Raw genomic sequence first — 12,120 nt, 5'->3', positions numbered from 1 at the left:
GGGGAGACCAGCGTGGGGACCAGGCGGCGTTCGCCGGAGCGGCCCGAACAGGGGCCCGAGCCGATGACGGCGGAGGAGCTGTTGCAGACCTCGCCCTTCGAGGGCGACCTGGACGAGGAGCTGGCGGCGCGGCCGCCGCGGCGCGCGCTGCCCGGTGCCACGGCCTATCTCGGGGCGGGCGTGCTGCTGGTGGCCGGGTTCGCCGGCGGCGTGCAGGCGGACAAGCACTGGGGCAGCGACGGCAACGGCTCCGGCAATGCCCGCGGGCTCCCCGCGGCGGCCGGCGGGTTCGCCGGGGGCCAGCGGGCCGGCGGGTTCGGCCGGCAGCAGGGCGCCCAGGGCGGCGCGCTCCCCGGCGGAGTGGTCCCCGGCGGCCCGGCGGCACCGGGCGGGACCGCGGGGGGCGCGACCTTCGGTACCGTGAAACTGGTCGACGGCAAGACGATTTACGTGCAGACCGCATCGGGTGGCGTGGTCCAGGTGACGACCAACGGCGCTACCAAGATCCGGGTCTCCAAGGACGGCACGGTGAAGGATCTCGCCCCCGGCTCGACGGTGGTCGTTCAGGGCACGCCCGGCAAGGACGGCGCCATGACGGCGACCACCATCAACCAGGCGAGCGGCCTCACCGGGGGGCCCGCCGGCGGCGGACGGGGAGGAAACTGAACACCGTGGACGGGCAGGACGCCGCGGCACCGGCGGATGCCGCGGCGGAGGCACGGCTGCTGATCGTCGACGACGAGCCGAACATCCGGGAGCTGCTGTCGGCGAGCCTGCGCTACGCCGGGTTCGAGGTGCTCACCGCCGCCGACGGCCGGGAGGCGGTGCAGGTCGCCGAGCGCTGCCGGCCGGACCTCGTCGTGCTCGACGTGATGCTGCCGGACATGGACGGCTTCGACGTCATCAGGAGGCTGCGCTCGGGCGCACGCCCCCTGCCGGTGGTCTTCCTCACCGCGCGGGACGGCACCGGGGACAAGGTGACCGGGCTGACGCTCGGCGGCGACGACTACGTCACCAAGCCGTTCAGCCTGGAGGAGGTGCTGGCCCGGATCCGTGCCGTGCTGCGGCGGACCCGCGGTGAGGGCGGGCAGGTGGGCCGGCTCCAGGTCGCCGACCTCGAGCTGGACGAGGACAGCCACGAGGTACGGCGGGCCGGCGAGCCCGTGCACCTGTCCCCGACGGAGTTCCGGCTGCTGCACTTCCTGATGTCCAACGTCGGCCGGGTGCTGTCCAAGCCGCAGATCCTCGACCACGTGTGGGAGTACGACTTCGGCGGCGACAGCAACGTCGTCGAGTCCTACGTCTCGTACCTGCGCCGCAAGGTCGACCAGAGCGAGCCGCGCCTGATCCACACGCTGCGCGGGGTCGGCTACATGCTGCGCGCGCCCCGGGACGGCTGATCACCGTGCGCGGCCGGCGGGACGGCGTGCGGCGGGTCCCGCTGCGCATCAGGCTGGTCCGGGCCCCGCTGTGGGCCAGGCTGGTGGCCGGGACGCTGCTCCTGGTGGCGGTGGCGCTGGTGGTCACCGGGCTGGTGGGCATCCGCATGCTGCGTGGCTACCTCACCGACCAGGTGGACCAGCAGCTGCGGTTCGCCAGCCACACCCGCGCGCTGCAGCCGGGCGGCCCGCCGCTCGCCGCCCGGCCCCCGGACCAGCTGCGCATACGCCGGTTCACCGGGCTCTACAGCGTCATCCTCGACCGCGACGGCACGGTCGCCGAGCACCTGGCGGAGCCTTTCACCGACGACCGGCCGTCCCTCCCCCTGCTCACCGCCGGCGAGGTGGCCCGGCGGCACGGGCGTCCCTTCACGGTGGACTCCGCCGGCGGCCGGGACGGCCGGTGGCGGGTGGTCGCCCGGTCCGAGCCCGGCGGCCGCAGCCGGGTGGTCGCGCTGAGCCTGGCCGAGGCCGACAGCACCGTGGCCCGGCTGGCGCTCATCGACGCGGGCGTGGGCGCGGTCGTGCTCGCCTGCCTGGCCGGGGCGGGGTACGTCCTGGTCCGGGTGAGCCTGCGCCCGCTGGTGGAGATCGAGGACACCGCGGAGGCGATCGCGGCCGGCGATCTGGCCCGCCGTGTCCCGGACCGGGCCGCCCCGGCCGAGGTCGTCCGGCTCGGCGGCGCCCTCAACGGCATGCTCGCGCAGATCGAGTCCGCGTTCCGGGACCGCGAGTCCTCGGCGGCCTCCGCACGGCGATCCGAGGACCGGATGCGCAGCTTCGTCGCCGACGCCAGCCACGAGCTGCGTACCCCGCTGACCTCCATCCGCGGATTCGCCGAGCTGTACCGGCAGGAGGCGCACGGGCGCGGCGAGGCCGCCGACCCCGAGGCGGCCAAGGTGCTGCGCCGGATCGAGGAGGAGGCCTCCCGGATGGGCCTGCTGGTGGAGGACCTGCTGCTGCTCGCGCGGATGGACCAGCAGCGCCCGCTGGAGGAACGGCCGGTCGACCTGCTCAGCCTGGCGGCCGGCGCGGTCCTGGACGCCCAGGCGCTCGCGCCGGACCGGGAGATCGACCTGATCCGGCTGGACGGCTCGGACGCTCCGGTGACCGTGATCGGTGACGAGGTACGGCTCCGCCAGGTGATCACCAATCTCATCGGGAACGCACTGATCCACACCCCGGCCGGGACCCCCGTCCGGGTCGGCGTCGGCCGCCAGGAGACGGCGGGCGGTGACCGGCGGGTGGTGCTCGAGGTGGCCGACGAGGGACCGGGACTCCCGGCCGGCCAGGCCGAGCGGGTCTTCGAGCGCTTCTACCGGGCCGAGCGGTCGCGGAGCCGCGCGCACGGCGGCAGCGGGCTGGGCCTGTCCATCGTCGCCGCCCTGGTGCACGCGCACGCCGGCACGGTGGAGCTGGAGACCGCGCCGGGGGAGGGGGCGCTGTTCCGTGTCGTACTGCGCGGCATGTGAGACCGCAGGATCCGGCCCGCGGCCCTGTCCGCGGCGGCCGTTGTCGGATAGGCTCCGGCCCTCTTGCTGGTACGGGGGAGACCCGGGTGAAGGGGCATGTCGGTGAAGGAAGCGGTGAGGCTGGTGGGCGTTCTCGTCCTGGCCGCCGGGCCGTTGCTGGCCGCCGGGTGCGGCGGTGGTGGTGGCGGTCCCGGCCCGACCAGGGCCGCCGGTGCGGCGAGCCCGGGCACGCCGTCCGCGGCGCCGTCCGGCACGGCACCGGGGCAGGCCCCCGTGCCGCTGCCCAAGGGCGAGACCGGAGCGGGCGGCGGGTCCGCCCCGGTGCTGAGCGCCCATTCGAGGTTCGCCGCCTGCCTGGAACGCGAGGGCATCCCGCTGTCGGCCGTCAAGCAGCCGGCGCTCTCCCCGCGACAGCAGATCGCGGTCCGAAAGTGCGGCGCCTATCTGCCCGGCGGATTGAACAGCGGTGTTCTGTCGGCCGTGCAGAAGTTCCGTACCTGCATGAATAAGCACGGCGCGCCTCTCCCCGCGGCGAACCGGCCTTTCGTCCTCCGCACCGAGGACCCCAAGGTCGCGGCCGCGGTGAAGGCGTGCACATCGTTGTTGCCGTCCACGGGCGGTACGACCTGATCGGAACCAACGGAACCCATAGATCTGATCTTCCGTCTAGGAACGCTCCCATGCCCCATACTTGGGCTGGGAGTGGTACGAGGGCCGGCTGTCAGGAGCGCGACAGGTGAAATCCGTGATGGCGCGAAAGGGCGAGGCGCCCACCACCGATTCGGCGTCGAGAACACTCGTGCTCGGCATCAACAATTCGGGACAAATTGTCCAGTGTGGGCAAAATGTAGAGAGCGTTCTCGGCAGGGAACCAGGTGACCTTCTCGGGCTCCATCTCGCCGAGATCATCGACGATGCGAAGGAACAGCTCGAGACGCTGCTGGAGGCCGTGCGCGCCGGGCAGGAGCGCAGGGCGGTGCTGCCGCTCAAACGGGCCGACGCCTCGGTGACCGACGCGGTCGTCACCGCGCAGCCGATGGTCACCGCGGGGCCCCATCTGTCCGCGCTCATCTTCATCGGGGTGGCGCTGCAGTCGAGCGAGCGCTTCCAGGACCCCGCGCTGATGCGCCGGTCCCTGATGGACGACCCGCTGACCAGGTTCGGCACCACCCTCGACCTGGACCAGACCGCCAAGGCGCTCATCGACGTCATCGTGCCGCACTTCTGCACCACCGCGACGCTGGTCGTGCTGGAGAGCCTGGTCGCTGCCGACGAGGTGCACGGCGAGGCGACCGACGGTGCGGCGGTGCTGCGCCGGCTGGCGCTGGCCAGCGACGACGGCAACCCGATGTGGTCGTCGACCTTCCCGGTCGGGGAGGTGCTGGTCTACCCCAAGGACACCCCCTACCGGCAGTGCCTCGACACCGCCAAGCCGGTGCACCTGCCGGTCATGGACGCGGAGGCGGCCCGCAAGGTCGCCCGCAAGTGGCGCCGCAAGCCGGTGGCCGAGCTGCTGACCGGCGCGTCGATGGTGCTGCTGCCGGTGATCTCCAAGGACACCCTCCTGGGCATCCTGGTCTGCACGCGGATCCCGGGTTTCCGCCGCTTCGACGCGTACGACGTCGAGATCGGCATGGAGTTCGCCGCCCGGGCCGCGATCGTGCTGGACAACGCCCGGCGGTTCAGCCTGGAGCGCGCCACCGCGCTGACGCTGCAGCGCAGCCTGCTGCCGATCAGCCTGTCCGCGCCGTCCACCGTGGAGGTCCGGCACCGCTACCTCCCGGGCAGCAAGCTCGTCGAGGTGGGCGGCGACTGGTACGAGTCGATCGCGCTGCCCGGCGCGCGGGTCGCGCTCATCGTCGGGGACGTGGCCGGTCACGGGGTCAAGGCCGCGGTGACCATGGGCCGGCTGCGCACGGCACTGCACACGCTCGCCAACCTCGAGCTGCCGCCGGCGCAGGCCCTGCACGTCATGCACGAGCTGATGGTCGAGCTCGGCGAGCAGGAGCCGCACTTCGCCACCTGCGTGTACGCCGTCTACGACGCGACCACCGGCATCATCGAGATCGCCTCCGCGGGGCACCTGCCGCCGCTGCTGGCCACGCCCGACGGCAGCAACGAGCTCCTGGAGATCCCGCCCGCCCCGCCGCTCGGCGTCGAGGGCGGCGCGACCATCGAGAGCCGGGAGTTCACCGTCGAGGACGGCAGCCTGTTCGTCATCTACACCGACGGGCTGGTGGAGAGCCGCGGCCGTGACATCGACGACGGCCTTGCCCGGCTGCGTGGCGTCTTCGACGCCGAGGCGCACACCCGGCCGATGGAGGACCTCTGCAAGGCGACCCTCGCCGGGGTGTACGACGACGAGCACCGCGACGACATCGCGGTCCTCATCGCGCGGCTGCGGCGGCTGCCCGAGGACCAGCGGGTGTCGTGGTCGTTGCCGGCCGACCCGGCGGCGGTCCGGCGGGCCCGCGGGCACGTGCGCACCCAGCTGGCCAAGTGGGACCTGGAGGAGCTGTCCTACTCCACCGAGCTGCTCGCCTCAGAGCTGATCACCAACGCGCTGCGCTACGCTCCCGGCCCCATCGAGCTGCGGCTGCTCAAGGAGCGCACGCTGGTCTGTGAGGTGATGGACCGGTCCGCCGCGCTGCCCCGGCGGCGCCATGCGGCCGACGACGAGGAGACCGGCCGCGGCCTGCTGGTCATCAGCCAGCTCGCGCAGCGCTGGGGCACCCGGCGCACCGCGGCCGGCAAGGTCGTCTGGTGCGAGCAGCACATCCCCGGCGTCGATCCCAGCCCGGCCCAGCCCGCCGGCCTGTGGCCCGGCGAGCTCCACCACCGCTAACCGAGCCCAGCCCGGCCCGCCCGGACACGCCCCCACCCCACACCAGCCCACGCCGCGCCGCCGTGCCGTGCCGCCGTGCCGTGCCGCGGGGTGGAGTGAGTGGGCGGGGGATGTCACCCGGGGGACTTACTCGGGGAGGTCGCCGGTGGTGGCGGGCTCGCGCCAGCGGCTGGTGATGGGCAGCCGGCGGTCGCGCCCGAAGTTCTTCTGGGTGATCTTCGGGCCGGGCGGGTACTGGCGGCGCTTGAACTCCGCGCGGTCGACCAGGCGGATCACCCGCTCGACCAGCGCCGGCTCGTGGCCGGCGGCGATCAGCGCGTCGTGCCCCAGGTCGCGCTCCACGTAGTCGTGCAGGAGCGCGTCGAGCACGGCGTAGTCCGGCAGCGAGTCGGTGTCGAGCTGGCCCGGGCGCAGCTCCGCGGAGGGCGGCTTGTCGATGATGTTCTGCGGGATCGGCGGGCCGGCGAAGGTGTGCAGGAAGCGGACGTCCCCGGACTGGTCGTTGCGCCACTGGCACAGCGCCCACACCAGCGTCTTGGTGAGATCCTTGATCGGCGCGAAGCCGCCCGCGGAGTCGCCGTACAGCGTGGAGTAGCCGGTCGCGATCTCGCTCTTGTTGCCGGTCGTCAGCACGAGATGACCGTGCTCGTTCGACAGCCCCATGAGGATGTTGCCGCGCACCCGCGCCTGGAGGTTCTCGGCCGCGAGCCCGGACAGCTCCAGCTGGGCCTCGTAGGCCTCGACCATCGCGCCGATGGGCACCGTACGGCCGTGCAGCCCCTGGCGCTTGACCAGGTCCTCCGCGTCGGTGATCGAATGATCGCTGGAGTAACGGCTCGGCATCAGCACCACGTGCACGTTGCCCGGCCCGATGGCGTCGGCGGCGATGGTGGCGACGAGCGCGGAGTCGACCCCGCCGGACAGCCCGAGGATCACCGACCGGAAGCCGTTCTTGCGGACGTAGTCGCGCACGCCCAGGACCAGTGCGGTGTAGACCTCGCCGTGGTCGTCCGGGGCGGGCGCGACCTCGGGCGGCGACGGTTCGTACGCCGGGACCGGGTCGTCGGTGAGCACGTGCCGGTCCACGCTGATGGTGGTGCCGTCCTGGGCGTCCACCGGGAACTCCCCGCCGCGCAGCGCAGGACGGGCGGGCGGCAGGGTCAGGTCGGTGACGAGCAGGTGCTCCTGGAACTGCGGCGACCGGGCGACCAGTTCGCCGTCCTGGGTGACGACGAGGGAGTCGCCGTCGAAGACCAACTCGTCCTGGCCGCCCACCATGTTCACGTAGGCCAGGGCGCAGCCCGCCTCGCGGGCCCGCCGGGCGCACAGCTCCAGCCGCAGGTCGTCCTTGCTCCGCTCGTACGGCGAACCGTTGATCACCAGCAGCAGGCCCGCCTGGGCCGACCGGGCGACGCCCACCGGGCCGCCGTCCTGCCACAGGTCCTCGCAGATCACCGTGGCGACGTCGACGCCGTGCAGCCGGACGACCGGCAGCCGGTCGCCCCGCACGAAGTAGCGGAACTCGTCGAAGACCCCGTAGTTGGGCAGATGGTGCTTGGCGGAGCGGGCGACGACCTCACCCTGGTACAGCCAGGCCAGGGCGTTGAGCGGCGCCCCGGCGGGCTGCCCCAGCCTGGCCGGGCCGACCGTACGGCGATCCAGGTACCCGGTCACCACCGGGAGATCGCCGAGGCCGTCGTCGCGCAGCCGGCGGGCGGTGACCTCCAGGGTGCGCTGTGAGGCCTCGATGAAGGACGAGCGCAGGGCGAGGTCCTCCACCGGATAGCCGGTCAGCATCATCTCCGGGAAGGCCACCAGGTGGGCGCCGGCCTCGGCGGCCCGCCGGGCCCAGGAGACGATCAGATCGGCGTTCCCGCTGAGGTCGCCGACGGTCGGATTCACTTGTGCGAGCGCGATTCGGAGCTGTGTCACGCCCCTAGCGTAGGCAACCCCGGCGGTACGCCCGCGCGCCGGTCGGCCCGGTGCCGTCCGGCGGCCCGTCCGTGGATCGTGGCGTTCGCCTTGCTAGCGCCGGAGATGTCCGGGAAGATCACTGACCGTGTGGACGATCCGGCTGACGCGTATCCTCACCGCCGGGCTGGCCGCCGGTGGTCTCCTGCTCTCCGCGGCGGCCTGCGACGGCGGCGGTGCCGGGAAGTCCGGCGGTGCCGGCGGCGGGAAGAGCCTGGCGATCGGCGGGCTCTCGATCGCGGCCCCGGCCGGCTGGCAGGTCAAGGCCACCGAGTCCCCCGACAGCTTCCGGGTGGTCGTCTCGGGCACCTGCCCGGACGCCCCGGAGCCGCAGAGCGCGTGCAAGGGCTTCCAGCTGCTCGGAGCGTCCCACGTGGCCCCGGACGAGAACGAGGGCCTGCCCATCCAGCCGTACCGGCCGGACGAGCCGTACGCCGCGCAGTACATCCAGGACGAGGGCTACGACTGCCCGGCCGATCCGCGGCTCCGCGCGGCCGGCAAGAGCCTGGGTGCCCGCCTGAGCGGGCAGGGCACGGCCGTGGTCGGCGGGCGGCAGGCGGTGTACCGGGAGTGGAGCATCCCCTGCTACACCCGGGGCCCCAACATCGGCGAGGCGGAGAAGAAGACCGCCGTCTCCTACACCGAGCGCGACTGGTACCTGGCCGGCTCGCAGACGCTGATCGTCGACGAGTGGAACACGCCCGGCCTCAAGGACCTCCTGGCCAAGGGCGCCTGGAGCTAGCCTTCCGGCGCCTGGCCGGGCGGGACACCGGCCTCCCGGCCGGCGGCGGCCGGGGCCGCCGGGGCCGCCGGGGCGGGCCGGGCGGCGGAGCCCGGTAGGGCGGCCGGCGCCGCATCGTCCCGCGGGCCGGGCTGGCGCGGGACGAACCCGTCGCGGTCGCGGTAGCGGCCCGACTCCAGCAGCCAGTCCAGGTGGGCGCGGGGAGCGGCCAGGAACGCCTCCGCGACCGCACCGGTCGCTCGCTCGGACGCGGCGTCCAGGCCGAGCCGGGAGAACGTGGCCGGTAGCTGCCGGGCCGCGGCCTGGACCTCCGACGCGCGTTCGGCGATGCGGTCCACGACCCAGGCGGCGGTCTGCTCCGGGGTCAGGTCGAAGGCGTGCGCGAAGACGGTCACGTAGTTGTGCGTCGCCCCCCAGGCCGCCTCCCGGCCGTAGGAGGCGACGTCGTTGCACCAGGTGATCAGGTCGGCGGTGCCCAGCAGGAGGTTCTGCCAGGCGGGGGAGAGCAGGACGCCCGCGGCCGTCTCGACGCCGAGCACGGGCTCGGCGAGGTCGAACATGAACGTGCCGCTGGTACGGCGGCGCAGCGCCGGATACCGGCCGGGGGAGGGCATCTGGCCGGTGCGGCGGTTCACCGCCTCCTCGCCGCAGGCGCTGCGGTGGTCCTCCAGGTGGCTCAGGAAACGGCACCGCCACGACCTGGTGGTCAGGGGCGACGTCGCCTGCCACAGCTCGGTCAGCGCGATCTCCAGCGGGCCCGAGCCGGGCCGGGCGTGGCCGCGCCGCAGCGACATGAACAGATGGGAGTAGAGGGTGTCCACCGCGGTGGCCGATCCGCCCAGCGGGGTCTCGTCGCGTACGTCGTCGAAGGCGTACAGCCAGATCAGCCACTGGGTGAACAGCGTCACCCGGGCCTCCTCGGCGTCGGGGAAGACGCGGGCGGCCAGCCGTCCCAGCCGGGCGCGGCCCAGCGGGGAGGCGTCCGGGTCGCCGGTGACCAGGCCGCGCCGCCGTGCCCAGCCGTCGGCGTTCTCGGTGATGGACCAGGCGGCGGGATGGAGCCGGCAGGGCTCGGCGAAGGACGCGGCTCGGTCCGTGAGCGGGAGAAGGAGCGTGGCATCCACTCCTCCACGCTAACGATCCGGGGCGTGACGGACCGTGATCGCCGCGCCAGGGACCGACCATGATCTTCAGGGATCCGGGACGGACGCCGGGGCGCCGCGGCGGCGTACGGCCGGGGCGAGGAGGAGCTGGCCGCAGGCCGCGGCGGCGCACAGGCCGGCGCAGGTCAGCCACAGGGCGGGCGCGCCGGCCGAGAGCAGCCAGGTGCCGCCCGCCGGGGCCAGCAGCCCGCCGACCGACCAGGACGTGCCGTACAGGCCGCTGTAGCGCCCGCGCAGGTGCGCCGGGGCCAGGGCGGCCACCACGGCGCCGCTCACCGCCGCGACCACGATCTCGCCGAGCGTCCACACCAGCACCGTCGCGGCGTAGCCGAGGGCGGAGGCGGCCGCCAGGGCGGTCAGCCCGAAGCCCAGTCCCACCACCAGCGTCCCGGCGGCGAGCACCCGGCTGTGGTCCAGGCGGCCCAGCCGGGCGCCGACGAGCGGCTGCACGACGATGATCACGATTCCGTTGAGCGCCATCGCGGTCCCGTAGGCCGCCGGTGGGAGCCCGTCGACCTTTATCGCCAGCGGCAGGGTCGTGAACGCCTGGAGGTAGACGAAGTGGTAGACGAGGGCGAGCGCCGCGAAGGCGACCATGACCCGGTCGCGGAGCACGTCCCCGAACCCGCCCGGGTCCCCGCCGGGCGGCCGGGCGGCGCGGGTCTCGGGGACCGCCCGCCAGACCAGCAGGCCGAAGACGACGAAGGTGAGGGCGTCGATCCAGAACAGCCAGTGGAAGCCGGCCCCGGCCAGCGTGCCCCCGGCCACCATCGCGGCCGCGAAGCCGAGGTTGACCGCCCAGAAGAGCAGCCCGTACGCCCGGGTGCGGTCGGCGGCGGGGACGAGGTCGGCGACCAGGGCCTGCGCGGCGGGCCGGTACATGTCGACCGTCAGGCCGAGGGCGAAGACGACGGCGATCAACGCGGGCAGCGAGCTCACGTAGCCCAGGGCGACCATGGCGGCCGCGCTGGCGAGGGTGCCGAGGGTGAGCGTGGGCCGCCGGCCGATCCGGTCGGCGAGCGCACCCCCGATCACCTGGGAGAAGACCGAGCCGGCGCCGAACATCGCCATCACGGCCCCGGTCGCCGGCACCGAGAGGCCGCGTACGCCCACGAGGTAGAACGCCATGAACGGCTCGACCATGGTGCCGAGCCGGTTGATCAGCGAACCGGTCCACAGCACCCAGAACGGCCGCGGCAGGCCGCCGATCCGGGTGTGCAGGAAGGCGGGCAGCCGGGTGGCGGGGGGTGCGGTCAGCGGGGTGCCCTCGAGCGTGGTCATGGCGTGATCCTTGGCCCGGCCGGCCGGGCCGTGCGAGACTTTTAGCGGTGGCTAAATGATCGAATTCATCTTCACGCCCGATGACGTGGCCCGGGTGCGGTTCGCGTACTCGCCGCTGGGCGAGCTCGCCTACAGCGTGCGGGTGCTCGCCGACCCGTCCCGGCACGCCCTGCACCTGCCGTGGGTGCGGGCGGTACGGCCCCGGCTGCGCGGCCTGGACATCGCGCCGTTGCTCGCCCTGATCCCGCCCCAGGGGTACATGCCGGACTTCCTCACGCCGCCGCCCGAGACCCCGCTGCCGGACTTCGCCGCCGAGCTGGAGGTCGTGCGGGCGACGGCGCCGGACCAGCTGGTCGAGGAGGTGCGGTGGGTGGACGGCGACCAGGTGGTGCCCGAGCGGATCCGCCGGGCCTACGCCCAGGTCCGCCGCGAGCTCGTCGCGGACCCGGAACGGTCGATCGCGCTGCTGGCGGACCTGCTCGCGGCCTACTGGGACCTCGCCCTGCGGCCGTACTGGCGGCGGCTGCGCGACCTGCTGGAGGCGGACGTGCTGCGGCGGTCCAGGGCGCTCGCGGAGCGCGGCGCGGCGGGCCTGTTCGCCGGCCTGCACGAGTCGATCCGCTGGTCGGGGGACCGGCTCGAAGTCGACCAGCGCTACTCCTACCGGGCGGAGCTGGAGGGGAGCGGCCTGATCCTGTCCCCGAGCGCGTTCAGCTGGCCCCGGGTGCTCACCATGATCCCGCCCTACCAGCCGATGGTGAGCTATCCGCCGTACGGGGTGGCGACGCTGTGGGAGTCGGCTCCGGCGCCGCCCCCGGACGCGCTGGCGGCACTGCTGGGCCGCGGGCGGGCCGCGCTGCTCACCGCGCTGGGCTCGCCCGCCGCCACCACCGAGCTGGCCCGCCGCCTGGGGGTCACCCCGGGTGCCGTCAGCCAGCATCTGGGCGTGCTGCGCGCCTGCGGGCTGGTCGTGGGCCACCGGGTCGGCAGGCGGGTGCTCTACGCCCGTACCGCCGCGGGCGACGCCCTCGCGGCGGGGTCCGGCGGGCAGGTTCCCGGCCCCCCGGGATGAGCGGTCCGCCCCGCCAACGGTAAGGCGCGAGGATCAGGGACACTCCTGTGCAGGTAGCCTGGCCGGTGCCCGGATCCGGCGCTGTTCCGTGATTGAACGCGGACTTCGCGGGCATCGGACGACCGATACCTATGT

At 73.9% G+C, this 12,120-nt stretch carries 10 protein-coding genes; 7 read left to right on the top strand and 3 right to left on the bottom strand.

The features are described from left to right. The first annotated feature begins 12 nt into the window (after positions 1 to 12). From ACRYCC_RS29615 to ACRYCC_RS29595, 5 genes are all read left to right on the top strand, one after another. Positions 13 to 666, top strand: a complete 654-nt coding sequence (locus ACRYCC_RS29615; RefSeq protein ID WP_433817010.1) for a hypothetical protein — start codon at positions 13 to 15, stop codon at positions 664 to 666. A gap of 5 nt (positions 667 to 671) precedes the next feature. Then, entirely contained in the window at positions 672 to 1,400 is a 729-nt protein-coding gene (locus ACRYCC_RS29610; protein ID WP_433817009.1) for a response regulator transcription factor, read from the top strand. Between the two features lie 5 nt (positions 1,401 to 1,405). Next, positions 1,406 to 2,911, top strand: a complete 1,506-nt coding sequence (locus ACRYCC_RS29605; protein WP_433817008.1) for a sensor histidine kinase — start codon at positions 1,406 to 1,408, stop codon at positions 2,909 to 2,911. Between the two features lie 102 nt (positions 2,912 to 3,013). Then, positions 3,014 to 3,541 (top strand): hypothetical protein, encoded by a 528-nt coding sequence (locus tag ACRYCC_RS29600; RefSeq protein WP_433817007.1) that lies wholly within the window; start codon positions 3,014 to 3,016, stop codon positions 3,539 to 3,541. A 106-nt stretch (positions 3,542 to 3,647) separates the two neighbouring features. Then, a complete protein-coding gene (locus tag ACRYCC_RS29595) occupies positions 3,648 to 5,756 on the top strand; it encodes a SpoIIE family protein phosphatase (RefSeq protein ID WP_433817006.1) in 2,109 nt (702 codons plus the stop codon). Between the two features lie 126 nt (positions 5,757 to 5,882). Here the strand turns inward: ACRYCC_RS29595 and ACRYCC_RS29590 are convergent, their stop codons facing one another. Beyond that, positions 5,883 to 7,688, bottom strand: a complete 1,806-nt coding sequence (locus ACRYCC_RS29590; protein ID WP_433817005.1) for an NAD+ synthase — start codon at positions 7,686 to 7,688, stop codon at positions 5,883 to 5,885. 127 nt (positions 7,689 to 7,815) lie between these two features. Here ACRYCC_RS29590 and ACRYCC_RS29585 point away from each other — a divergent pair, with 127 nt between their 5' ends. Further along, on the top strand, positions 7,816 to 8,469 hold the full coding sequence (locus ACRYCC_RS29585; protein WP_433817004.1) for a hypothetical protein: 654 nt from the start codon (positions 7,816 to 7,818) through the stop codon (positions 8,467 to 8,469). Here the strand turns inward: ACRYCC_RS29585 and ACRYCC_RS29580 are convergent. Together ACRYCC_RS29580 and ACRYCC_RS29575 are read right to left on the bottom strand one after the other, a co-directional pair. Then, positions 8,466 to 9,593 carry a terpene synthase family protein gene (locus tag ACRYCC_RS29580; protein WP_433817003.1) on the bottom strand — a complete coding sequence of 376 codons (1,128 nt, stop codon included), beginning with the start codon at positions 9,591 to 9,593 and terminating at the stop codon, positions 8,466 to 8,468. The two genes, ACRYCC_RS29585 and ACRYCC_RS29580, sit on opposite strands and share 4 nt — an antisense overlap. Positions 9,594 to 9,659: 66 nt before the next feature. Continuing rightward, positions 9,660 to 10,913: an MFS transporter gene (locus ACRYCC_RS29575; protein WP_433817002.1), complete on the bottom strand. Its 1,254-nt coding sequence runs from the start codon at positions 10,911 to 10,913 to the stop codon at positions 9,660 to 9,662. A gap of 55 nt (positions 10,914 to 10,968) precedes the next feature. Here ACRYCC_RS29575 and ACRYCC_RS29570 point away from each other — a divergent pair, with 55 nt between their 5' ends. Next, positions 10,969 to 11,985 carry an ArsR/SmtB family transcription factor gene (locus tag ACRYCC_RS29570; protein WP_433817001.1) on the top strand — a complete coding sequence of 339 codons (1,017 nt, stop codon included), beginning with the start codon at positions 10,969 to 10,971 and terminating at the stop codon, positions 11,983 to 11,985. Positions 11,986 to 12,120 lie beyond the last annotated feature (135 nt).

This window comes from Actinomadura scrupuli, from assembly GCF_050971785.1.
Lineage (GTDB): Bacteria > Actinomycetota > Actinomycetes > Streptosporangiales > Streptosporangiaceae > Actinomadura_E > Actinomadura_E scrupuli.
This window is presented reverse-complemented; position numbering and strand designations above follow the sequence as displayed.

What these genes read in the sequence shown, in the direction of transcription:
- ACRYCC_RS29575 (WP_433817002.1), bottom strand. Translation starts at nt 10,913, where the DNA reads ATGACCACGCTCGAGGGCACCCCGCTGACCGCACCCCCCGCCACCCGG.
- ACRYCC_RS29570 (WP_433817001.1), top strand. Translation starts at nt 10,969, where the DNA reads ATGATCGAATTCATCTTCACGCCCGATGACGTGGCCCGGGTGCGGTTC.